The following is a 21,719-nucleotide window of genomic DNA, read 5'->3' on the forward strand; positions in this document are numbered from 1 at the left end:
GTGCGAGTTTGGCGCGGGTTTCCGCGCCAGGCTCGCATTCGTCGTTAGTGGCACAACGTGGCGGGCCGCGGATCGTGTGGATCATCGGGATCCGGGTCGCCGAACCACCGAGAGGGCTCGTGTGAGCCGTACTCGTCGTGCCAGTCCCACCATTCGTAGGCGGGGGACTGTGGATAGCCTTCCGGCGAGTCTTCCCACGTCTCCTGGCGCCCCAGCGCCGTCATATCGAGGAAGGTCCAGGTGTTGTTGAACGCCTCGTCCCCGCGGTTGTTGATGAAGTAGGTGCGGAACACGCGGTCGCCGTCGCGGATGAACGCGTTGTGGCCGTGCCAGTCGTGCACACCGAAGTCCCGGTCGAAGGTGCTCTCGGGAACCATGGTGTACCAAGGGATTCGCCAACCCATGCGGGTCTTGATGCGCTCCAGGTCGGCCTGGGATCCGCGGGAGGCGTAGACGAGTGTGGTGTTGCGGGCGTTCAGGTGGGCCAGGTTGCCGATGTGGTCTGCCATCAGCGAGCAGCCCGTGCAGCCGTGCTCCGGCCAATCCCCGGTGCCGGGGTCGATGAACGCGCGATACACGATGAGCTGGCGGCGGCCGCCGAACAGCTCGAGCAGGCTCACCGCGCCCTCGGGCCCCTCGAACCGGTACGAGGCGTCCACCGCGGTCCACGGCATGCGCCGGCGTTGGGCAGCCAGTGCGTCGCGGGCGCGGGTGAAGGCCTTCTCCTCGATGAGCATCTGCTGGTGCGCGGTGTCCCATTCCTGCGTCGAGACGATCTGGGGTGTTCTCATCGTTCTCTCCTTTCTTAGGGTGCTGACTAGTTATTTGTGGACTTCTCGATGCTTTCGGCGATCTGTTTGATCCGTGCCAGCCGTCGGTCCCATGCCGCACCTACCGCGGTGAGCTGCTCGGCGATGCGCGCGACCTGTTCGGCATTGGCGCGATATTGCTTCTCGCGCCCACTGGGGGTCCCGCACACCAGACCGGCCTTGTCGAGGACCGCGAGATGTTTGGTGACGGCCTGGCGGGTGACGGGGAGGCGATCACTCAAGGTCGTGGCGGTCGCCATGCCATCGGTCAAGATGAGGTCGAGGACCCTCCGCCGGGTTGGGTCGCCGACCGCGGCCCAGAGGTCGTCGTCGATGAGTACGGTCACGACCGGGCCACCAGCTCGCCCACACACGGCGAGATGCGCGGCAGGTGTAGCGCCCATCCCTCGACATGCGACTCGTACTGCTCGACAACCTCCGCCTCGGTTCGGCCCTGGTCCCGGAAGCCGATCTCGGTCATCCGCAGGAGGGTGCCCGCCCCGCACGGCGTGAGGTCGAATGTCACCAGTAGCGAATTTCCAGAATTTGCGGTGTCTGCCTCCGGATAACACCAACGGAATGAGAATCGTCGTGGCGGGTCGACATCGACGAGGGTGAGTCCGTAGACGTGGACCTCGCCGGGTTCGTCGCCAAGGAAGGAGATCTGGCCCCGCGCTCCGGGGGCCGCCGCGAACTCGGCCTCATCGGGCCACCACTGCTTCATATGCTCCGGACGGCTCAGGACGGAGAAGACAACCTCCGGTGACGCCTCGATGTGGAGCTCGCGTTCGATTCGTTCGTATGACATGTCTCTCCCTACTTGCAACTATTGGTTGCGTATCAACGTAGTGCCCATCTGGCCGGTATGCAACCATTTGTTGCATATAGGGGTGGTTGGCGGCGCGGTCCAGCGGATTCTCCGCGCGGCAGACGGTCTGGCCGGGTCGGCCGGTAGGCTGGGGCTGCTGTTACCAGAAGCCCGCGCGTGGGATTTCACGCCTGTCCGGTGAGGGGTCCGTTGACGCTGTTCTTTGAGATCATTGGTTACGCGCTGCTGCTCTTCTGTTTGCTGCTGTTTGCGCGTGTAGTGATCGAGACCATTCAGTCCATTAGCCGTGATTGGCATCCGCGGGGCGCCACGGTGGTGATCCTGGAGCTCATCTTCACCGTCACCGACCCGCCCGTGCGGTTATTGCGCCGTCTCATTCCACCGCTGTCGCTCGGTGCAGTGCGATTAGATCTGTCCATTACTTTGCTGCTTTTTGTGGGATTCATTGGCATGAAGGCGGCGTTCGGGATGGCGGCTGGCTAAGCCTGCGGGCTTGCCGAATTTCGGTATTCAACTCACATCGATCTGGATACGAAAGCGCGTCATATCCAAAGCCTCAGAGTATTTTTATGCACGTCAGAGGGATACTTAATGAGCTCTGCTGCGACCGGCGGGTCTGATGTGACAGGATGGACGCCAGTTACAGTGGGACGGCATGTTCGCTTTACACTGCAATACGATTCCAGACGTCGAGACTTGATAGGGGCAGGCAATGCCGCTTACACCAGCAGATGTACACAACGTTGCGTTCAGTAAGCCACCCATCGGTAAGCGTGGATACAACGAGGACGAGGTTGATGCCTTCCTCGACCTGGTGGAGAACGAGCTGGCCCGCCTGATCGAGGAGAACTCGGATCTGCGCCAGCGTGTTCAGGAACTGGACCAGGAGCTGGCCGAGGCCCGCAAGGGTGGGGGCTCTGCTGTAGCCGCCCCTATTTATGAGGCCCCCAAGCCCGAGAAGAAGCCCGAGCCCGCTAAGCCCGAGCCCACGCCGGCACCCGTCGTGGCGGCGGCTCCTGCGGTGGCGTCCACCGAGGAACACCACGTGCGCGCGGCCAAGATTCTGGGTCTGGCACAGGACACCGCGGACCGTCTGACCGGGAATGCCAAGTCCGAGTCGGAAAAGCTGCTCTCCGATGCTCGCGCAAATGCGGACCAGATTGTCGGCGAGGCTCGTGCCACCGCCGACAAGACAGTCACCGAGGCGCGGACCAAGGCCGAAGCGCTACTCTCGGATGCCCAGACCCGTTCCGAGACCCAGCTGCGCCAGGCGCAGGAGAAGGCCGATGCCCTGCAATCCGATGCCGAGCGTAAGCACTCGGAGATCATGGGCACCATCAACCAGCAGCGCACGGTGCTGGAGGGACGTCTGGAGCAGCTGCGTACATTCGAGCGCGAGTACCGCACTCGGCTCAAGACCTACCTGGAGTCGCAGCTTGAAGAGCTCGGCCAGCGTGGTTCGGCGGCCCCCGTCGACGCGGGTGCCTCGAACGAAAACGCAACAAAGGAAGCCGGATTCGGCCAGTTCAACCGTGGGAACAACTACTGAACTAGGTCGGTCAATGCTCGCGGCACGTATGAGGAGTGATTCGCGATGCTGATCGTCGCATTGGTATTGGCCGCCATCGGTTTGGCGGCCCTGGTGACGGCGGTAGTCACCAGTAACGAGGTTCTAGCGTTCGTGTGTATCGCCGCGGCGGCCGTCGGTGTGGTGCTCATGATCATTGACGCCATCCGGGACCGGCATACCGGCGCTCTCGACGCCGATGAGGAGCCCGCGGACGGCGACGAGCATGACGCCGAGGACGCGGTAGACCACCCCGAGGACGCGGGTGACTTCGATGAGCCCGAAGGCGTTGCCGCGGCTCCAGAGTCGGCCGAACCCGGCGACTATGCGAAGAAGGTGTCTCCCGCCGCCGCGGCCGTGAGCCTCAAGGAGGCTGCCACCTCGGCCCATATCCATTCGTCGGCCGAAGAGACCTACGAACAGTTCGACGTCGACGACGAGGACGAGGACGAGCCGCACCGGCGCTGACGGGGACCTGGCTAGATGTTACGCGGCACTGTGATGGGTATGGCCGCGGCGGTCGCGCTTATCGTGTCGGCATGCCACGCCGCCGCGCCGGCTACAGGCAGCCACTCTGCCGCCCGTGCGACCGTCGTCCTGGTGACGGCTCAGACGACCGTGCCACCGCCGCCCGCCCCGAGCACGGTTGGTCAGGAGACGGACGGTGGCTGGTTGTCCAAGCCGGTGAGCCCGTTCGATACCTCCTCCTTGGCCGTCATCCGGCTTGACCCCCCGTTGTTACGCGCGGTCCAAGACGCGGCGAACAGCGCCGCGGCGGACGGTGTGACACTCACGGTCACGTCGGGCTGGCGGTCGCGAGCCTTTCAGCAGCAGTTGCTTGACGATGCCGTTCAGACGTACGGGAGCCTCGCGGTCGCCCGGCAGTGGGTGGCTACTCCCGACGAGTCGCACCACGTGCAGGGCAAGGCTGTCGATATCGGTCCCGCGGCGGCTTACGGGTGGATGCTGGCGCACAGCACGCAATTCGGCCTGTGTCAGGTTTTCGCCAATGAGAAGTGGCACTACGAGCTCACCGCGGATGCCGAGGGGCAATGTCCACCGTTGCGTACCAACGCGGCAGGCTAACCAGACTCGCTTCTACCTCGGACCGGCTGCGGCCTTGACGAGCTGACCTGAGATGGATTCCAGTGCCTGGGTGAGGCTTTGGAAGGGGACTGCGGGGTCGCGTTCGTGGTAGATCGCCGCGATGATGATCGGCAAAGTGATCGTCGCTTCAGGATATTTCGTGACATGGATGCGGGCTGTCGCGTCCTCGACGGGGGTGCCCTGGTCGTAGAGACGGTTTACTTGCTCGTGTAAGTCCGACCAGAACGCGATGCCGCGATCGATGGCCGCGTCGATCTCGGCGCCGACCAGCACTGGACCATGACCGGGCACAACGGTTTTGGCGCCAAAGGCGCGGATACGCTCCAACGCGGCGATCCAGTTAGGGACCGAACCCGACCAGACGACTTTCACGATGGCGTGGGTGAGCAAGTCACCTGAGAAAAGCACCTTGTGTTCGGGGAGGAAGGCGATCGCGTCTCCGACAGTGTGGGCCGGACCGAGCTCATGCAACTCGACGTCGAGCTTGCCCACTCGAAGCGCCCTCTCGCCCGAGAACGTGGTGTCCGCGGGCCGAACGCGTACTTCATCGAAGCGGAAGGGCTTGGCCAGTGGGGCCAACACGTGCATATGTGATGACGGGTCGGCGCTGCCGCCCAGGAGCTCGGCTGTCAGGTCGGCGTGCTCCTGCACCATGAGCGTGCTCGCGGCTTCCGTGGCGATGATCTCGACATCGTTGGCGAATATCTGATTACCAAAGAAGTGGTCGCCGTCGGTGTGCGTGTTGAAGACATATCGCACCGGGGCGGTGGCCGTGTGCTGACCGAACGCATCACGCATCTCCTGCGCGTGCCGCACATCGTAAAGGGTGTCCACGACCAGTGATTCGCCATCGCTCACCACCAGACCCGCGTTGGCCAGCCCGAAGCCCTCGTCGCCGGAAAGGAAAACGTGTGCGCCTCCGCCGAGTTGGACGAGTCCCTTGTGGAACGCAAAATCCTGCGTCATGTCAATTCTGCCCTTTTTCTGAACGCAACGTGTTCGTAGCGGTCGTGAGAATGTCCTGCGTCGCGCCCTCGCCCTCGGGAGTGATGCCCAGCGTCTTGAGGAAGAGTGCCGTCATCACGTAATGCCCGGTGAGCAGTACGATTTCGGCGATTTCGTTGTCTGAGTAAAACTTCTGGGCAGCATCGGTAGTCGCGGTTGGGCCTGTGATCCCGGCAAGGAGTTCGTCGACGAAACCGATGAGCGCAGCGAGGCGCTCATCGTCGAACGAGTCCGCTCCAGACACAACCGCGTCGATCACCTTGGCAGGCACTCCGACTCGCTTTGCCTCCGGAGCGTGGTGGTGTATCTCGTACTGCGCGCGCGTGACCGCACCGACACGCAAGATGACCAATTCTCTGGTCTCGGGGGACAACTCGCCGTCTCTGAAGGAGAGACCCAAGGTGAGATAGGGCTTGGCGCTGTTCCTCGTCATCACCAGGCCCCGGGTCAGATTGGCCGGGAACAGCTCGAACGCTTCTCGTTGCGCGGGGCTCAAATCGGCCACCGCCGGCAGAACGACGCTCATGGGTTTCCTTTCCTTGGGCAGCCCTGGCGGCAAATGCTGCAACAAGATACGGATCGTATCTTGTACGTGTTGATCGTATCACGGCGTAAGATACGCAACGTGTCTACTGGAGGCTTGAGGGAAAGCGCGGAAGCGCCACGGGCGGATGGTGGCACACGGCGGCGCGACGAAGCGCTGATGTCGGCAATCCGTGATGCGACGTACGCGGAGCTGAAGCAGCATGGCTACTCCGGGGTCACTTTTGAGGGTGTGGCCCGTCGTGCCAAGACCAGCAAGCCGGTGCTGTACCGCCGTTACCGATCTCGCGCGCACATGGTCGCCGACGCGCTGCCGACGCTGCGATACCCACCTGGCCGGCTCGCATCGGCCACCTCCCTGCGTGAAGACGTATTGGCACTGTTGGGGGCCTTGCTCAGGGAGCTCCAGCGCATCGGGATCGGTAACTACCGCTGCCTATTGGCCGAGGCCGACGACGAGCTGGCTGAAGAAATGACTACGGCAATCGCCGGATGGGTCGACCAAACGGTGCTGCAGGCCTTGGCCGAGGCCCGCGAGCGCGGTGAGATCGGCCCGGAAGACATCCCATTGCCCGTTGCGACAAGCATTCTCGCGCTCATGCGCCATGAGTTATTTTTCGCCCGCAAGCAGCTTGACGGCGACAAGCTTGCGGAGCTGTTCGACACCGTCTATCTGCCGTTGATCAATCTCACGTCGCGCGACCGCTAGAAAGCGGAAACTCGACTGTGGAAGAGGTCGTGGCTTCCCGCTAAATGTGTGACTGCGGCTTCGCTCGTCTCAGTCGTGTGTGTCCGAGGGGGGACTTGAACCCCCACGCCCGTTAATAGGGCACTAGCACCTCAAGCTAGCGCGTCTGCCATTCCGCCACTCGGACAAGTGCGGGCCGTCACGGCCCGTGGTCGCCGTCATAGGCTAGCGGAAACCCTGTACAGAGCCCAAACCGGTCGTCGGAGCCCGGTGCGTCGCGACCGACGATGGTAGGAAAGGTAGTTGTGACTTCTGACTTCTCAGCACCCGAGGACGAGGTTGTCGATGTGGTCAGCACGCTGATCCGTTTCGACACCTCCAACACCGGCGAGCTGGAAACCACCAAGGGTGAGGCCGAGTGCGCCCGGTGGATCCAGCAGCAGCTCGAAGAGGTCGGTTACACCTGTGAGTACGTCGAGGCGGGCGCTCCGGGGCGTGGAAACCTCTTTGCGCGGCTGTCGGGGGTCGACCCCGATCGCGGTGCCTTGCTGGTGCACGGCCACCTGGACGTGGTTCCCGCCGAGGCCGCCGACTGGAGCGTGCACCCCTTCTCGGGGGCGGTGACCGACGGCTACGTGTGGGGTCGCGGGGCCGTCGACATGAAGGACATGGTCGGCATGATGGTCGCCATCGCCCGGTCCTTCAAACGCTCCGGGACGGTACCGCCGCGGGACATTGTCTGGGCGTTCGTCTCCGATGAGGAGAACGGCGGCAAGTGGGGCTCTCAATGGCTCGTGGACAACCGTCCCGACCTGTTCGAGGGTGTCACCGAGGCCATCGGTGAGGTGGGCGGTTTCTCGCTCACCGTGCCCCGCAAAGAGGGCGGGGAACGCCGCCTGTACCTGCTGGAGACGGCCGAGAAGGGCATCGCCTGGATGCGGCTGACCGCCAAGGCGCGGGCCGGCCACGGTTCGATGGTGCACGAGGACAACGCGGTCACCGCGGTCGCCGAGGCCGTCGCGAAACTCGGTCGGCATCGGTTCCCGATCGTGCTGACCGAAGCGGTCACCCAGTTCCTTGCCGCGGTGGCCGAGGAGACCGGCTACGACTTCGATGCGGACTCACCGGATCTGGAGGGAACGGTCGCTAAGTTGGGATCGATCGGCAAGATTGTCGGCGCCACCCTGCGGGACACCGCCAACCCCACGATGCTCAAGGCCGGTTACAAGGCCAACGTGATTCCGGCGACCGCCGAGGCGGTGATCGACTGCCGGGTCCTGCCGGGGCGGCAAGAGGCGTTCGAGCGGGAAGTCGACGAGATCATCGGCCCGGACGTTGAACGGGAGTGGGTGCAGTTACTCCCCGCCTACGAGACCACCTTCGATGGCGACTTGGTGGAGGCGATGAATGCCGCGGTGCTCGAGTTCGATCCTGAGGCTCGCACCGTGCCATATATGTTGTCGGGCGGCACCGATGCAAAGGCGTTCGCACGCTTGGGTATTCGTTGCTTCGGCTTCGCGCCGCTGAAGCTGCCGCCGGATTTGGATTTCGCCTCGCTGTTCCATGGCGTCGACGAGCGGGTGCCTGTGGACGCGTTGACGTTCGGCACCAAGGTTCTTCAGCACTTCCTGCTCAACCACTGACCGCATTCCCGAAAGGACACCAGATGACTTCTCCGTACGACGCCCTGCCGCAGCTGCCCACCTTCACCCTGACCTCGGCGGACCTCGCCGATGGGCAGCCGCTCGGCCTCGAGCAGGTGAGCGGGATCATGGGCGCTGGGGGACAGGACGTTTCACCCGAGCTCAGCTGGTCAGGATTCCCCGAGGAAACCCAGAGCTTTGCCGTCACGGTGTATGACCCGGACGCCCCGACCGCATCGGGATTTTGGCACTGGGCAGTGGCGAACCTGCCCGCGACGACCACGCAGCTGCCGGCCGGCGTGGGCGATGGAAGCGGATTGCCCGGTGACGCAATCACCTTGGCCAATGATGCGAGCCTCAAGCGGTACATCGGAGCGGCCCCGCCGGCCGGGCACGGTCCACACCGGTACTACATCGCCGTGCACGCGGTCAGCGTGCCGAAGCTGGAGCTACCCGAGAACGCCACCCCGGCGTACCTGGGCTTCAACCTATTCGGGCACGCGATCGCTCGCGCCGTCATCCACGGCACCCACGAACAGCACTAGGAAGCGGATCCGACGGCTTCGCTCAGGCTGCTGAATCCGCCCTCACGCAGCCGCTGGGCGAGGCCGTCGTGAATACGCTTGGCGTAGAACCCGCCCCCGTAGATGAAACCGGTGTACCCCTGCAGCAGTGAGGCTCCCGCGGTGATCCGTGCCCACGCGTCGTCGGCGTCCTCGATGCCGCCGACACTGACGAGCACTAGGCGGTCGCCCACCCGGCGGTGCAGCTGACGGAGCACCGCAAGTGACCGTGCGGCCACCGGAGGTCCAGAAACCCCGCCGGCGCCAAGACTTTCGACGTCCGGTGTCTTCAACCCGGCACGGCTGATGGTGGTGTTGGTGGCGACGATTCCGGCGAGGCCCAGTTCCACTGCCAAACCCGCGATCTCGTCGATATCGGCATCGGAGAGATCCGGGGCGATCTTCACCAGCACCGGCGCGGTGGTCTCCTCCAGCACCGCCGAGAGGATCTTGCGTAGTTCGCCGATGGCTTGAAGGTCGCGTAGCCCAGGGGTGTTGGGGGAGCTCACGTTGACCACCAGGAAGTCGGCGGCGGGCCCTACCAACCGCGCGCTCACCCGGTAATCGGATGCCGCCACTGGGCCTTCTACGATCTTCGACTTGCCGATGTTGGCGCCAATGGGCACGGTGGACTTTCGAATGGCCAACCGGGGCGCGAGCACCGCCGCACCGTGGTTGTTGAAGCCCATTCGGTTGAGCAGACCCCGATCAGCCTTGAGTCGGAAGAGCCGCGGTTTCGGGTTGCCTGGCTGCGCAATGGCCGTCACCGTGCCCACCTCGGCGTAGCCGAATCCCAAGGGGCCCCAGAGCTTGAGGCCCTCGCCATCCTTGTCGAAGCCGGCGGCCAATCCCAGCGGTGCCGGGAAGCGAACCCCGAACACCTCGCTGGCAAGAATGGGATCGGTAGGAGCGAGTACACGATTCATCAGCCACCGGGTGGGCGCAAAGGCCGCCAGGGCGCGCAGGGTGGGGAATACCAACGAGTGCACACGTTCGGCCGGCACCAGAAAAAGCAGCCGAACCAGGATGCCGTACAGCATTACAGCACCACGGGCGTTAGTGGCCCGACGGCCAGTTCTCCACGTGATTTCTTGCGGCGCAACAAAACTCGTCGGCTCCCATCGGTGTAAAGGCGGACTCGGGTCAACTCCCACCCGCCGAATTCGGCCTGGATCGCGAGCCGGATTGATGCGGTGATCCTGGTGATTTCCGGCGGCAGCCGCAGCGGGTAATAGTCATAGTCGTCATCCGGACCGGTCTCCCAACCCACGGGAAATCCGCTGCGTGCGGCCCTACTCACCCGACGCTCCTGATATCGATCGCCTGGATTCCGTCACCGGCCCCGGAGGCCACAAACAGCGTGTCTCCGTTGCTGACCAGTGAATTAGGTTGCCGCACAGTCGCGAATCGCGTCCTTTCCTGGGGTATGCCAGTGGACAGATCGTAGCCAATAACCGTGTTCGTCGCCGTCTGCGACACCCATACAAGCTTGGTCGAATACGCCAACCCGTACGGGGAGCCGGGTACCGGGTAGCGCTGACGCAGGATCAGCGAGTCGGCCGCCCCGAACACCAGCAGTGCACCGCCGCGGGTGTCCGCGACAAGAATGCGGTCCTTGTCGTCGGTGAGCATCGTGGTGGCACCCTCGCCTGCGCGCAGTGCGTGCACGGTGCGATCGCCGGCCTCCGACAAGGTGGTCAGCGAACTCTGTGCGCGATCGAGCGCGGCGACGGTGTTTCCCTGGGACGTAAGGGAATCGATGCGTGCGAAGCCGGCGACTTGAGCGGACACGCGGTGCTGGGCGTCCAGGGTGTAGACGGTGCCGTCCCGATCTCCCACGACAATTCGGTTATCGGCGCGGCGGGTGATCGCCGTGAACGGGGTGCGTTCGTGGCCGCTGATATCGACCTTGTCGGCACGCCCGGCGGCGATGTCGAGGCTGAAGAAGCCGCCGTCCGTGGACAGGTAGAGGGTCCCGTGGCCGTCGCCGATCGCCGCGGTGGCCGGCGAGGGGAGTTGAACGGTGCGGCCAGGTGTGTCGAGATTCGGCAGCGTGAATAACGTCACGATCCGACCGTCATCGGACAGAACCGACATTGCACGGGCTGACGTGTCCAGCAGCACAGTGCTGGCCCGTCCGGCAAATTTGTGCACCGTTCCGGAAGGAGCCGAGGTCAGCGGGGGTGACTGGGCCGCGGATGCGGGGGTGATGACGGGAGGATCGGCAGGATTGGCCGAATTCCCATCGGATGAGCAGCCCGAAACGACCGTGACGACGGCTGCTAGCGCGGCGACAGTGCCCCTTATGCCGCGCAGATCGCGGCCCGGTAGACGATTCATCGCCTCCATCATCGCAATTGACCTGGGGTTGGGAGAACGGGAGATGACTTTCTCTGCGCGTTTGGTGCGAGTATTCGGTAGCTGGGGGCTATCGTGGAGATCATGACGCTTGCCGATAATCCGGTCTTCACTGTCGAGGTCCTGGTAACGGGTGTGCACGCGAATGGATTTGGTGAGGTGGGCGATGGTCGTAGCTTCGCGTTCCGCATCGAGGGTTCGTTGCTGCAGGTTCAGATCTACCGAGCCTTCCGAACCGAGTTAGTTCCCGACGAGAGCGACGTGGTGGCTGTCGGAGCCCGGCCGATCACCGATCTCGATGTCACCGATGAGCGCAGCATCATTGCCGCGGTGCGCGATCTGGTCGCCGATGCGCAACCGATGGCGACCAGCCGCCTCGCCCGGCTGCTGGCCGGCTAGGTCAATACCGAGGAGCGTCCAGTACGGTCGCTGTCGTGGATACGGCAGTAGCGGCAATGTCCTGGTTGCAAGTGATCGTGCTGGCGGTGGTCCAGGGGATCACGGAGTTCCTGCCGGTTTCCTCGTCGGGGCATTTGGCCATCGTGTCGCGCGTGTTTTTCAACGACGACGCGGGCGCGTCATTCACCGCGGTCACCCAATTGGGTACCGAGGCCGCGGTGTTGCTCTACTTCGCCAAGGACATCTGGCGCATTCTCCGCGCGTGGTTTGACGGCCTATTCGTGAAGGCGCACAGGACCTTTGACTACTGGATGGGCTGGTACGTCATTGTCGGCACCATGCCCATCGGCATTCTGGGGCTGGCGTTTAAGGACCAAATCCGTTCCGGTGCAAGGAATTTGTGGCTGATATCGGCCTCCCTCATCGTTTTTGCACTGGTGATTGCCGTTGCCGAATACTACGGACGTCAGGTGCGCCACACCGAGCAGCTCACCATGAAAGACGCCGTGATTGTTGGCAGCGCACAGGCTTTGGCACTCATCCCGGGTGTGTCCCGGTCCGGTTCCACGATTAGTGCCGGGCTGTTCCTCGGTCTAGACCGGCCCGCGTCCGCCAGGTTCGGATTCCTGTTGGCGATACCCGCGGTGCTGGCCTCCGGGTTGTACTCGTTGCCCGACGCCTTCCACCCGGTGACCGAGGGCATGAGCGCGACCGGCCCGCAACTGCTGGTGGCCACCCTGATCGCGTTCGTCATCGGATACGCCGCCGTGGCCTGGCTGCTGCGCTTCATCAGCACCCACAGCATGTACTGGTTCGTGGGATATCGCGTGGTCCTGGGGCTGACGGTGATGGGTCTGCTTGCTGCCGGGGTGGTGAGTGCGTCGTGACGGTCATCCTGCTGCGCCACGGGCGTTCCACATCCAACGTCGCGCATACCCTCGCCGGCCGCAGCCAGGGGGTTGAGCTTGACGAGAAGGGCCAGGTGCAGGCGCAGGGCATTCCGGAGCGATTGGGTGCGGTGACGGTCCAGGCGATCGTCACGTCTCCGCTGCTGCGGTGCGAGCAGACGGTGGCGCCGCTGGCGGCGCAGCTGAACCTGACGCCGGTCATCGAGGATCGGCTCGCCGAGGTGGATTACGGAGACTGGACCGGCCGTCAGATCGCCGAGTTGCTCACCGAACCTCTCTGGAAGGTCGTCCAGCAGCAGCCGAGCGCCGCCCGGTTCCCGGGTGGCGAGGGGCTTGCCGAGGTGCAGGCCCGCGCGGTCGCGGCGGTGCGTGAGCACGACAGGCGGCTGTCCGAGGAGCATGGCGGCGACTGCGTCTGGGTGGCGTGCACGCACGGAGATGTCATCAAATCGGTGCTGGCCGATGCGCTCGGCACCCACCTGGATGCGTTCCAGCGCATCGTGGCGGATCCGGCCTCGATGAGCGCTGTGCGATACACGGAGCTGCGGCCCTTCGTTCTGCACGTCAACCACACTGGCGCCGACCTGTCGAGCGCGCTGAGCGCCCGGCCTCCGGAGAAACCCGCCGGGGACGTCTCCGACGCGCCCGTGGGCGGTACTACCGACTAGACCGGTAGTTTTGGAGACACCATGTCGCGATCGATTCACGTATTCCGCACCCCGGACCGTTTCGTTGCCGGGACTGTTGGAGAGCCAGGGAACCGGACGTTTTACCTGCAGGCCGTCCATGAGAGCCGCGTCGTCAGCGTCATGTTGGAAAAGCAGCAGGTGTCGGTGCTCGCCGAACGCATCGGAACTCTGCTGGCAGAGGTCCACCGCCGGTTTGGGACGGACATCCCGCCCGAACCCGAGGTGGTCGAGGATCTGGACCCGTTGGCAATGCCCGTCGACGCGGAATTCCGGGTCGGCACCATGGGGCTGGGCTGGGACGCCGAGGCCAATTCGGTGGTGGTGGAGCTGCTGGCCGTCAGCGAGACGGAGTTCGATGCCTCGGTGGTGCTCGACGATTCCGAGGACGGCCCCGACGCCGTGCGGGTGTTCCTGTCACTAGAGGCGGCGCGACAGTTCGCGACCCGTTCCACCAGGGTGGTATCGGCGGGCCGGCCCCCGTGCCCGCTGTGTGAGGAGCCGCTCGACCCCGCCGGACACATCTGCGTCCGCACCAACGGCTACCGCCGGGGGACGGTGCCCGGGGCAGCAGATGACCTGGAATCCTAGCGAGCGTCCTGACGCCACCCTCCGTGAGGGAGAGCTGACCGTCATCGGTCGCATCCGGTCGGCGAGCAACGCGACGTATTTGTGCGAGGTCTCGGGCCAGGCGGAGGACAGTGTGCACTGCGTCTACAAACCGGTACGGGGCGAGCGTCCGCTGTGGGATTTCCCGGACGGCACCTTGGCCGGACGTGAGGTGGCCGCATACCTGATTTCGGCCGAGTTGGGCTGGAATGTGGTGCCATACACAGTATTTCGTGACGGTCCCGCGGGTGTAGGCATGGTTCAGCGGTGGATCCACGAGCCGGAGCTCGCCGAGGGTGCGCTCGATCTGGTCGATATCTGCCTGCCGGAGGCGGTCCCGACGGGTTACCTGCCGATCCTGCGTGCACTGGACGCCGACGGCGCCGAGATCGTGCTGGTGCATGCCGATGACAATCTGCTGCGCCGGATGGCGGTGTTCGACACCCTGGTGAACAACGCCGACCGCAAGGGCGGTCACATCTTGCGGGGCGCCGACGGTGGTGTCTACGGCGTCGATCACGGGATCTCCCTACACGCCGAGGACAAGCTGCGGACCGTCCTCTGGGGATGGGCGGGCAAGCCCGTCGAGCCCGATTTGCTGGCCGACGTGGTGCGCCTCGAGGAGGCATTGCGCGGGGATTTGGGCGACGCCCTGACGGCTCACATCACTACGGATGAAGTGGTGGCATTACGTCAACGTGCTGCGATAACGCTGGATGAGCCGGTGATGCCGATGCCTGATCGCAACAGGCCCATACCGTGGCCCGCCTTTTGATTGCCGATCGTCTAGCCTGGTCGGCAAAGCATGATGTTCCGGGCAGGAACGGGGCAGAGGGGGTGCGGACATGACGGGACCGAATGACCCGTACCAGCAGGGGGGGACGGGGCAGTGGGGAGCGCCCGAGGGGTACGGGGCGCCGCAGCCGCAGAATCCGTACGGGTATCCGCCCGCCGACTACCCAGAGCAGCCGATGGGCTACGACCCCAACTATCCACCGTCGAGTTATCCGGACGATTCGATTGGCCGCCTGTACGACGGAGTCCCACACGCGTATGCGGTGCCCCCGATGTATCCGGGGCTGCCGGGGCAGGATCCCAGTGCCCTGCAGAAGCAGTCCAAGCCATGGATCCTGATCGCCTCGATCGCCGCCGCCGTCGTGGTCGTGCTCACGGTGGTGTTGGTGTTGATCCTCAATCGGAACCACGATCCGCGGCAATCGGCCACTGCGCCGAGCACGACGACGTCGTATGCGCCGCCCGAACAGCCGACAATCAGCGGCTCACCGACGTATCAGACACCGACGGTGCCGCCCAGCACGCCGATGCCCCTGCCCGTTCCGCCCCCGGCGCCGACGGGACCGCCAAAGGCTCCGGGACAGGCGGCGTCGGTCGGCGATTGCGTCGCATTTAGTGCCAATCCCGACGACTACAAGGTGTTGCCGTGCGCGGACCCCAAAGCGGCGTGGCGGGTGTTCGAGCTAGTTCCCGGTGGCAAGTGCAAGCAGACCTATACGGGATTCACGGCCGGTAATTTTTCGTATTGCGTTGTCCCGCAACTGCGTATCGGATCCTGCTACCAGACGGCGACGGTGATGGGAATTACCGTCTTCGTCGCTGCCGATTCCTGCCAGGCCCCGAAGGCATTCCCCGTGCTGTTTGTTGTTCAGGGGACCACGGACAAGGCGGAATGCATACGCCGGAGGGCACCGCATGCTTTTGCATTCCCCGACCCGCCGATGGCGATCTGCGCCGGTGAGGCTGCGCCGTGATCTTGAAATCCCCTCCGTCGGGCGCAGCGAGACCATAAGATCATCTCCTCATCAGAGGGGACATCATGATCACAAACTTCCGCCGGTTCTCGGCTGCCGGAATTCTCGTCGCATCGCTCGGTGCCGGGGGCATCGGTCTCGCCGCGCCCGCACATGCTGACGGCGAGGGCGAGTTCTTGCAGCTCATCAACGACAACATCCCCGGGGCAAACCCCTACAACGCAGGCAGTGCCGCGATGTATGTGCACGCCGGGAACATGGCCTGTGGGGTGCTGCGCAACGGCGGGTCGAAGGACGAGGCCATCGCGGCGGCCACGTTGCTCCCGTGGTCGCCGAAGTGGGCATCGAAAGCGGTCGTCGAGTACGCACCCCAGACCATGTGCCCTGACGTCAAGCACTGACGCCTAACGCGGTGGCCCGTTCTCGATGCGGGCACGCAGTGCCGCGAGCGGATCCTCGTGTTCGGTCTGCCAGTCGGAGTCCAGATACCAGGTGTAACCGGCCTCCTGCAGTGTCGCGATTTTCTCTCGCGTCCCATCGAGGTCGCCAAAGTCGGTGGTCGTCTCGTAGACCACGTCGTAGGCGCCGGTAAGTCCCAATTCTTCACGCAGAGAACGCACTTCGCGTGCGGCGTCGAGCCAGCGCGCCAACGGCGGATCGGGGTCGAACTGTCCGTCGGCGGTGACGATGTTGGGCAGCAGTCCGTCGCAGCGGGCGGCTCGGGACATGGACTTGCGTGACCCGCTCAAACCGACACACCAGGTGGTGATGCGCGGCTGCTGGGTCGGGGGATCGGGCGCCATGTGTGTCGTCGGCGTCACCTGATAGTGCTTGCCCGCGTAGCTGAACGGCTGACCCGCCCACAGCCCGAACATGACGTCGAGTCCCTCGTCGAGCAGCTCGGCGCGGGCCTTACGGCCCTGGTCGCGTTCGAAAGCCAGCCAATTGTCGTGCAGCGCACCCATTCCCACCGAAAGGATGACCCGCCCGTTTGACAGCCGGTCCAGCGTCGCAGTGGTGGATGCTAGGTCCCACGGCTTGCGGCGGGAGAGTGGCGTGAGCATGGTGCCGAGCTTGATCCGGCTGGTACGCATGGCCGCCGCGGTCAGGGCGACCCAGACATCGACGCCCCACACCGGCTCCCAGCCGAAGACGGCGTCCCAGCCCGTTTCCTCGGCCAACGCCGCCAGCTCGGCGACGTCGGCCGCGTCTCCGGTTGTCAGGATGATTCCGTACTGCATGCCCGCGAGTATGCCGACGAGGTACGACAAATCCGGGTCGGGTAATACTGACCAGGTGACTGTTACCGATGCCGCGCTCGCTGCCGAGCTGGCCCACGACGCCGGACAATTGCTGCTACAGGTGCGCGCCGAGCTCGGGTTCGACGACCCCAAGGCTCTGGGTGCGGCCGGTGACAAGCGGGCCAATGCGCTGCTGCTGGAACGGCTGGCGATCGAGCGTCCCGGGGATGCGGTGCTCTCGGAGGAAGCCGTCGACGACAAGGTCCGGCTTGGGGCGCAGCGGGTGTGGATCATCGACCCGCTTGATGGCACCCGTGAGTTCGGGATCGAGGGCCGCGACGACTGGGCCGTGCACGTCGCTCTGTGGCAGTCGGGCCCAGAGGGAAGCGACAGCGGCGACTCCATTACCGACGCCGCGGTGGCGCTGCCCGCGTTGGGCACCGTGTTCCGCACGGACGAGACGCGGGTGACGCCGGCATCCCGCAACGAAGCGGACCCGATCCGTGTCGTCGTCAGCGCCAGCCGCCCACCCAAGCTCCTCACTCAAATGGCCGAGGAATTCAACATCGAGCTGATTCCGATGGGCTCGGCCGGGGCTAAGGCCATGGCAGTGGTGCGCGGCGAGGCCGACGCCTATCTGCATGGCGGCGGTCAATGGGAGTGGGATTCGGCGGCGCCCGCCGGGGTGGTCCTGCACGCCGGGCTGCACGCCTCCCGGCTGGATGGCTCCCCGCTGAAGTACAACGAGCCGCACCCGTACCTGCCCGACCTCGTCATGTGCCGGCCGGATCTGGCTCCGCTCCTGCTGGACGCGGTCACCCGGCTCGGATAAGCGCCCCATACAGTGGTGGCATGCAGTCGTGGGCGTCGGCGCCGGTTCCTGAACTCGACGGTCGTGGACCGCAGCTACGGCTGTACGACACCGCCGACCGGCAGGTCCGTCCCGTCACGACCGGCGAAACCGCCACCATGTACGTGTGCGGTATCACGCCGTACGACGCCACCCATCTGGGCCACGCCGCAACGTATCTCACGTTCGACCTGATCTATCGGCAGTGGCTCGACGCGGGCTTGGATGTGCATTACGTGCAGAACGTCACCGATATCGATGACCCGCTGTTCGAACGCGCCGACCGCGACGGCATCGACTGGCGTGAGCTCGGCGACCGCGAGACCGAACTGTTCCGCGGCGATATGACGGCGCTGCGGGTGTTGCCGCCCCGGGAGTATGTGCGCGCCACCGAGTCGATCGCCTGCATCATCGAACTCGTCGAGAAGATGCTGGCGTCGGGAGCCGCGTATGTGGTGGACGATCCCGAGTATCCGGACGTGTACTTCCGCGTGGACGCCACCGAACAGTTCGGCTACGAGTCGGGGTACGACATCGAGACCATGTCACGGCTCTTCGCCGAACGCGGTGGCGACCCGGACCGGCTCGGTAAGGCCAACGAGCTCGACGCCCTGCTGTGGCGTGCCGAGCGTCCCGGAGAGCCCAGCTGGGAGGCGTCCTTCGGAGCGGGTCGCCCGGGCTGGCATGTCGAATGCTCGGCGATCGTGCTGCGCGAGCTCGGCGCCGGCATCGACATCCAGGGCGGCGGCAGCGACCTGATCTTCCCGCACCACGAATACAGCGCCGCGCACGCCGAAGCCGTGACGTCGCAACGTCGTTTCGCGCGGCACTATGTGCACGCCGGAATGATCGGGTGGGACGGGCACAAGATGTCCAAGAGCCGGGGGAACCTGGTGAAGGTGTCCGGATTGACGGCCGACGGGGTGGATCCGGCGGCGATCCGGCTGGGGCTGCTCACCGGTCACTATCGCGCCGATCGCTCCTGGAGCGACGCGGTGCTCTCCGACGCGCAGGGCCGGCTGGCACGGTGGCGCCATGCCGTGGCACTGCCGACCGCGCCGAGCGCGCGCGATGTGGTGTCGCGGGTGCGGCGCTATCTCGCCGACGATCTGGACACGCCGAAAGCGCTTGCTGCCCTGGATAACTGGGTGACCGATGCGCTCGCCTACGGCGGGCACGACGCCGTGGCCGGTGCGCAGGTGCGCGACGCGGTGGATGCCCTGCTGGGAGTGCAGCTCTAACTGCGCAGTACCGTCGGCCCATGGCTTCGATGGCAGGCAAGACCGTCATGATCACTGGGGGAGCCGGCGGTATCGGCGTGGAGGTCGCCCACCGGCTGCATGCCCAGGGCGCCAACCTGGTGCTGACCGATCTGGACGAGACCAAACTCGCGGCGATTGCCGATGAGTTGGGCCGTGATCGGGTGTTTGTCGCCGTCTCCGATGTGTGTGATCTTGCGGCCATGGAGAAGGCCGTCGCGGGGGCGGTGCAGCGGTTCGGCGGGATCGATGTGGTGCTCGCGAATGCGGGTCTGTTGGCCTTTGGCTCGGTGCTGCAGATTGACCCGGACGCCTTCAAGAAGCTCCTGGATGTCAACGTGCTCGGGGTATTTCACACAGCGCGGGCGGCGCTGCCGTCGGTGATCGAGCGGCAGGGATATGTTCTTATCGTGTCCTCGCTGGCCGCGTATGCCGCCGCTCCGGGCGTCACGGCGTACAACGCCTCCAAGGCGGCCGTCGAACACTTCGCGAACGCCCTGCGCCTGGAGGTGGCGCACCACGGTGTCGATGTCGGCTCGGCACACATGTCGTGGATCGACACGTCAATGGTGAACGACCAGAAGGCCAACCTGTCAGCATTCTCGGAGATGTTGACCCGGCTGCCACCGCCGCTGGGGACGGTGACCTCCGTCGAGGCGTGCGGCAAGGCATTCGTGAAGGGCATCGAAAAGCGTCGCAGGCGTATCAACGTACCGGGCTGGGTCGGGGTGACGCGCTGGCTCAAGCCGGTGTTCTCGACGCCGCTCGGCGAGATCCCGGTGCGGGGCATGGTTCCCGAGATTCTGCCGCGGATGGACGCCGAGGTGGCGGCATTGCAATGTGCCGCCCGCCGCAAGATGGACGGCGCCTAGCGCTTACCAGCGCCGTCTCGACCACTCGAACACACGAAGTCAAATACCCGCTACGGGTATAGGGTGTACGGTGGTCGCATGGCCCTCAGCGGTGACTGTGCGGCGCGGGGTGTGGATCTCGCCGCGGCAGTGCTGCTGCGCGCGCTGTTGATCATCGCTGTCGTGCTCGCGCCGGTGTTAACGTGTGCGCCGGCGCCGGCTGCGGCGGCCGGGGTTACCGCCGCAGGCCAGGACATCGAGGCTGCGCCGGCGCGTGTCGCTGAAGTGCCGTATGTGCTGGCCACTGCCGCAAGCACGGGGGATCATCACGAGTGCCCGCTTCTGCCCGTGGTCACGGCGGTAAACGCCGCCGCGACAAGCACCCTGCATGGATGGGTCACTGCTCCCTCAGTGGTGGCGTTGGCGGTGCTCGCGGCGTGGGCGACGTGGCGACTGGGCACGCGTGGCCCGCCTCGGGGACAGCCCCATTGGTTGTTGAGCAATGGTCGTGACCATCTTTTGCATTTCTGCGTAATGCGGCGCTGATTGATATCTGCCGGTGCCCCTATCTGAGGCGCCGGTCCGGTCTTCGCGTCCACCTCTAATCCGCGTTCGGTATGGCCTCGCGCGGGGAATCACCTTCGGCGTCAACATCATCGACCGCAGTCGTATCCGCCGCGGTCGCCGATGGACCATTGGTCTCTCATCGGGGCAGGCGCTATCTCCGCGACGCATGTCGATCGACACTCAGCCGCCTGACGGGCATCTGGCCATGTATCGCAGGCTACCAATTACCCATGATTGCAACATTTTTCAGATAGGGAAACCATCGCCATGGCTAGATCATCTTTGTCGCCACCTCGGATCTTGATCGCTCGTGCCACCGGCGCGGCGCTGGCGGCGGGGCTCGCTGCCGTCGTATTGGCCGCTCCTGCGTCCGCTGGCCCGGTGCAACCCGGACCACACGGACCGGGTAACGCGCAGGCCGTGATCACCGCACTGAAGAGCCGCGGAGATCAGATCATCATCAACCGCAACGGCCCCTCCAAACCGCTGTCGCAATGCATCGCACCCTCAGTACGTGTCGGCCGACACATCTACAGCCAGGTACCGCAGCGCAAGGGGTTGGCAACCCGCTCGCTGGCTTCCCACGTCATGTATGTCACCGTCCAATGCTAGGGAATCATCATGTACGACAACCATTTCCCCGCTGGATCGTGGCGTCCATGTCCCTGGCCGCAATGCTGATGCTCGCCACGCCTGCAGTAGCCGCAGCCGGTCCGGCAGGGGCCAACGCTCTCCAGGTGATCATGCAGTTGCGACGCCAGGGAGACAAGGTCATCGTCAACAGGAAGGGCGATAAGCCGCTGCAGATGTGCGTCGTGACCTCGGTACGCGAAGGCAAGTCCGAGTATTGGTGGACACACCCCCGTATCGCCGATCCCGCGCCCGCAAAACGCAACAGCGGAGTGGGGACCCAACTCTTGTATCGCACCGTGTACGTCGACGTTCAATGTTGACCCCGTGCGGGGGCGCTGATCGCAGCCGGTCCGACCGGCGTCTAACCATTTTGTTCATTCCGCATCGTGTCGATGCGGCCCGAGACCTATGAGGTTCCTTGCCATGAACACCAGCTTTCGTGGTCGTCTACCTAGATTGGCACTCGCCACGGTCGTCCTTTCCGCAACATTGCTGGCGGCCCCGACCGCTCGGGCCGGCCCGGGTTCGCTCGGTGATGCTGAACAAGTCATCGACGGCCTCAAAGGACAAGGCAACAAGGTCATCGTCACCAAGGCCGGTAACAAACCACTCTCGCAGTGTGTGGCTACTCGGGTGCGCAAAGACCTTGACGTCTACGGCAGCCCGCGGATCTATCCGAACATTTCGTCGGGGCCCACTAAGCGAGTATGGCTCTACAGCGTTTACCACGTCGACATCCAGTGCTGACCGGCACGAGCGCAGCACAGTCCCTGTTAGCGCCCGTTGACTGATACCCCTGGGGGGTATATGTTGACGATATGAGTGCTCACCATGA

General features: G+C 64.7%; 29 protein-coding genes, 1 tRNA gene and 1 pseudogene. 21 read left to right on the forward strand and 10 right to left on the reverse strand.

From position 1 onward, the window contains the following. Positions 1 to 44 precede the first annotated feature (44 nt). The 3 genes from FZI91_RS13015 to FZI91_RS13025 are packed head-to-tail and all read right to left on the reverse strand — an operon-like array spanning position 45 to position 1,617. On the reverse strand, positions 45 to 791 hold the full coding sequence (locus FZI91_RS13015) for a DUF899 domain-containing protein (RefSeq protein WP_155939386.1): 747 nt from the start codon (positions 789 to 791) through the stop codon (positions 45 to 47). A 26-nt stretch (positions 792 to 817) separates the two neighbouring features. After that, positions 818 to 1,156 (reverse strand): metalloregulator ArsR/SmtB family transcription factor, encoded by a 339-nt coding sequence (locus FZI91_RS13020; protein WP_162526377.1) that lies wholly within the window; start codon positions 1,154 to 1,156, stop codon positions 818 to 820. Next, complete coding sequence (locus FZI91_RS13025) at positions 1,153 to 1,617, reverse strand: SRPBCC family protein (protein WP_155939388.1); 465 nt, start codon at positions 1,615 to 1,617, stop codon at positions 1,153 to 1,155. The genes FZI91_RS13020 and FZI91_RS13025 overlap by 4 nt, the downstream gene beginning before the upstream one ends. A gap of 210 nt (positions 1,618 to 1,827) precedes the next feature. On the opposite strand from FZI91_RS13025, the gene FZI91_RS13030 reads away from it, so the two are divergent. The 4 genes and pseudogenes from FZI91_RS13030 (at position 1,828) to FZI91_RS13045 (ending at position 4,291) form a co-directional block, all read left to right on the forward strand. Beyond that, positions 1,828 to 2,121: a YggT family protein gene (locus tag FZI91_RS13030; RefSeq protein WP_155939556.1), complete on the forward strand. Its 294-nt coding sequence runs from the start codon at positions 1,828 to 1,830 to the stop codon at positions 2,119 to 2,121. A gap of 229 nt (positions 2,122 to 2,350) precedes the next feature. Continuing rightward, entirely contained in the window at positions 2,351 to 3,187 is an 837-nt protein-coding gene (locus FZI91_RS13035; RefSeq protein ID WP_155939389.1) for a DivIVA domain-containing protein, read from the forward strand. A 45-nt stretch (positions 3,188 to 3,232) separates the two neighbouring features. Then, positions 3,233 to 3,428, forward strand: a pseudogene (locus FZI91_RS24330) (hypothetical protein); the annotation flags it as partial. Positions 3,429 to 3,706: 278 nt separating this feature from the next. Further along, entirely contained in the window at positions 3,707 to 4,291 is a 585-nt protein-coding gene (locus FZI91_RS13045) for a D-alanyl-D-alanine carboxypeptidase family protein (protein ID WP_375234376.1), read from the forward strand. A 12-nt stretch (positions 4,292 to 4,303) separates the two neighbouring features. Here FZI91_RS13045 and FZI91_RS13050 read toward each other — a convergent pair whose 3' ends face one another. Both FZI91_RS13050 and FZI91_RS13055 read right to left on the reverse strand, forming a co-directional pair. Next, positions 4,304 to 5,278 carry an MBL fold metallo-hydrolase gene (locus FZI91_RS13050; protein WP_155939392.1) on the reverse strand — a complete coding sequence of 325 codons (975 nt, stop codon included), beginning with the start codon at positions 5,276 to 5,278 and terminating at the stop codon, positions 4,304 to 4,306. A gap of 1 nt (position 5,279) precedes the next feature. Beyond that, positions 5,280 to 5,843 carry a carboxymuconolactone decarboxylase family protein gene (locus FZI91_RS13055; RefSeq protein WP_155939393.1) on the reverse strand — a complete coding sequence of 188 codons (564 nt, stop codon included), beginning with the start codon at positions 5,841 to 5,843 and terminating at the stop codon, positions 5,280 to 5,282. 177 nt (positions 5,844 to 6,020) lie between these two features. On the opposite strand from FZI91_RS13055, the gene FZI91_RS13060 reads away from it, so the two are divergent. Next, complete coding sequence (locus tag FZI91_RS13060; RefSeq protein WP_162526378.1) at positions 6,021 to 6,569, forward strand: TetR/AcrR family transcriptional regulator; 549 nt, start codon at positions 6,021 to 6,023, stop codon at positions 6,567 to 6,569. A gap of 80 nt (positions 6,570 to 6,649) precedes the next feature. Here FZI91_RS13060 and FZI91_RS13065 read toward each other — a convergent pair. Next, positions 6,650 to 6,735, reverse strand: a tRNA-Leu gene (locus FZI91_RS13065). Between the two features lie 100 nt (positions 6,736 to 6,835). Here FZI91_RS13065 and FZI91_RS13070 point away from each other — a divergent pair. Together FZI91_RS13070 and FZI91_RS13075 are read left to right on the forward strand one after the other, a co-directional pair. Further along, positions 6,836 to 8,191: a M20/M25/M40 family metallo-hydrolase gene (locus tag FZI91_RS13070; RefSeq protein WP_155939394.1), complete on the forward strand. Its 1,356-nt coding sequence runs from the start codon at positions 6,836 to 6,838 to the stop codon at positions 8,189 to 8,191. A 23-nt stretch (positions 8,192 to 8,214) separates the two neighbouring features. Further along, positions 8,215 to 8,736 (forward strand): YbhB/YbcL family Raf kinase inhibitor-like protein, encoded by a 522-nt coding sequence (locus FZI91_RS13075; protein ID WP_155939395.1) that lies wholly within the window; start codon positions 8,215 to 8,217, stop codon positions 8,734 to 8,736. Here FZI91_RS13075 and FZI91_RS13080 read toward each other — a convergent pair. Genes FZI91_RS13080 through FZI91_RS13090 form a run of 3 tightly spaced genes read right to left on the reverse strand, consistent with a single transcriptional unit; the run spans position 8,733 to position 11,106 of the window. After that, positions 8,733 to 9,794, reverse strand: a complete 1,062-nt coding sequence (locus FZI91_RS13080) for a quinone-dependent dihydroorotate dehydrogenase (protein WP_155939396.1) — start codon at positions 9,792 to 9,794, stop codon at positions 8,733 to 8,735. The two genes, FZI91_RS13075 and FZI91_RS13080, sit on opposite strands and share 4 nt — an antisense overlap. Next, positions 9,794 to 10,054, reverse strand: a complete 261-nt coding sequence (locus FZI91_RS13085; protein ID WP_162526379.1) for a DUF5703 family protein — start codon at positions 10,052 to 10,054, stop codon at positions 9,794 to 9,796. The genes FZI91_RS13080 and FZI91_RS13085 overlap by 1 nt, the downstream gene beginning before the upstream one ends. Next, positions 10,051 to 11,106, reverse strand: a complete 1,056-nt coding sequence (locus tag FZI91_RS13090; RefSeq protein WP_155939397.1) for a YncE family protein — start codon at positions 11,104 to 11,106, stop codon at positions 10,051 to 10,053. The genes FZI91_RS13085 and FZI91_RS13090 overlap by 4 nt, the downstream gene beginning before the upstream one ends. A 90-nt stretch (positions 11,107 to 11,196) precedes the next feature. Between FZI91_RS13090 and FZI91_RS13095 the strand changes: the two genes are divergently transcribed. From FZI91_RS13095 to FZI91_RS13125, 7 genes are all read left to right on the forward strand, one after another. Further along, complete coding sequence (locus tag FZI91_RS13095; RefSeq protein ID WP_155939398.1) at positions 11,197 to 11,511, forward strand: hypothetical protein; 315 nt, start codon at positions 11,197 to 11,199, stop codon at positions 11,509 to 11,511. Between the two features lie 56 nt (positions 11,512 to 11,567). Then, on the forward strand, positions 11,568 to 12,398 hold the full coding sequence (locus FZI91_RS13100; RefSeq protein ID WP_155939558.1) for an undecaprenyl-diphosphate phosphatase: 831 nt from the start codon (positions 11,568 to 11,570) through the stop codon (positions 12,396 to 12,398). After that, entirely contained in the window at positions 12,395 to 13,087 is a 693-nt protein-coding gene (locus FZI91_RS13105; RefSeq protein WP_162526380.1) for a histidine phosphatase family protein, read from the forward strand. The genes FZI91_RS13100 and FZI91_RS13105 overlap by 4 nt, the downstream gene beginning before the upstream one ends. 21 nt (positions 13,088 to 13,108) lie before the next feature. Further along, the gene (locus FZI91_RS13110) at positions 13,109 to 13,696 is read left to right on the forward strand and encodes a DUF3090 domain-containing protein (RefSeq protein WP_155939399.1); all 588 of its coding nucleotides are present in this window, start codon (positions 13,109 to 13,111) and stop codon (positions 13,694 to 13,696) included. Next, on the forward strand, positions 13,680 to 14,489 hold the full coding sequence (locus FZI91_RS13115; protein ID WP_155939400.1) for an SCO1664 family protein: 810 nt from the start codon (positions 13,680 to 13,682) through the stop codon (positions 14,487 to 14,489). The genes FZI91_RS13110 and FZI91_RS13115 overlap by 17 nt, the downstream gene beginning before the upstream one ends. Before the next feature lie 70 nt (positions 14,490 to 14,559). Then, on the forward strand, positions 14,560 to 15,483 hold the full coding sequence (locus FZI91_RS13120; protein WP_155939401.1) for a hypothetical protein: 924 nt from the start codon (positions 14,560 to 14,562) through the stop codon (positions 15,481 to 15,483). A gap of 65 nt (positions 15,484 to 15,548) precedes the next feature. Beyond that, the gene (locus FZI91_RS13125) at positions 15,549 to 15,884 is read left to right on the forward strand and encodes a DUF732 domain-containing protein (RefSeq protein ID WP_155939402.1); all 336 of its coding nucleotides are present in this window, start codon (positions 15,549 to 15,551) and stop codon (positions 15,882 to 15,884) included. A 3-nt stretch (positions 15,885 to 15,887) separates the two neighbouring features. On the opposite strand, the gene FZI91_RS13130 is transcribed toward FZI91_RS13125, so the two are convergent. Then, positions 15,888 to 16,724 (reverse strand): LLM class flavin-dependent oxidoreductase, encoded by an 837-nt coding sequence (locus tag FZI91_RS13130; RefSeq protein ID WP_155939403.1) that lies wholly within the window; start codon positions 16,722 to 16,724, stop codon positions 15,888 to 15,890. 55 nt (positions 16,725 to 16,779) lie between these two features. Here FZI91_RS13130 and FZI91_RS13135 point away from each other — a divergent pair, with 55 nt between their 5' ends. The 7 genes from FZI91_RS13135 to FZI91_RS13165 all read left to right on the forward strand — a co-directional run bounded on the left by FZI91_RS13135 (position 16,780) and on the right by FZI91_RS13165 (position 21,631). Then, on the forward strand, positions 16,780 to 17,556 hold the full coding sequence (locus FZI91_RS13135) for a 3'(2'),5'-bisphosphate nucleotidase CysQ (RefSeq protein ID WP_162526381.1): 777 nt from the start codon (positions 16,780 to 16,782) through the stop codon (positions 17,554 to 17,556). 20 nt (positions 17,557 to 17,576) lie between these two features. Continuing rightward, a complete protein-coding gene (gene mshC, locus FZI91_RS13140) occupies positions 17,577 to 18,815 on the forward strand; it encodes a cysteine--1-D-myo-inosityl 2-amino-2-deoxy-alpha-D-glucopyranoside ligase (protein ID WP_155939404.1) in 1,239 nt (412 codons plus the stop codon). A gap of 20 nt (positions 18,816 to 18,835) precedes the next feature. Beyond that, positions 18,836 to 19,705: an SDR family oxidoreductase gene (locus FZI91_RS13145; RefSeq protein WP_155939405.1), complete on the forward strand. Its 870-nt coding sequence runs from the start codon at positions 18,836 to 18,838 to the stop codon at positions 19,703 to 19,705. A gap of 78 nt (positions 19,706 to 19,783) precedes the next feature. Then, entirely contained in the window at positions 19,784 to 20,230 is a 447-nt protein-coding gene (locus FZI91_RS13150) for a hypothetical protein (protein WP_155939406.1), read from the forward strand. A 288-nt stretch (positions 20,231 to 20,518) separates the two neighbouring features. After that, positions 20,519 to 20,863, forward strand: coding sequence for a hypothetical protein (locus FZI91_RS13155; protein WP_239001837.1), 345 nt, complete (start codon positions 20,519 to 20,521; stop codon positions 20,861 to 20,863). Positions 20,864 to 20,910: 47 nt separating this feature from the next. Beyond that, positions 20,911 to 21,204, forward strand: a complete 294-nt coding sequence (locus FZI91_RS13160) for a hypothetical protein (RefSeq protein WP_239001838.1) — start codon at positions 20,911 to 20,913, stop codon at positions 21,202 to 21,204. A 103-nt stretch (positions 21,205 to 21,307) separates the two neighbouring features. Then, a complete protein-coding gene (locus FZI91_RS13165; RefSeq protein WP_155939408.1) occupies positions 21,308 to 21,631 on the forward strand; it encodes a hypothetical protein in 324 nt (107 codons plus the stop codon). Positions 21,632 to 21,719: the final 88 nt, after the last annotated feature.

The organism is Mycobacteroides sp. CBMA 271, assembly GCF_009729205.1.
Lineage (GTDB): Bacteria > Actinomycetota > Actinomycetes > Mycobacteriales > Mycobacteriaceae > Mycobacterium.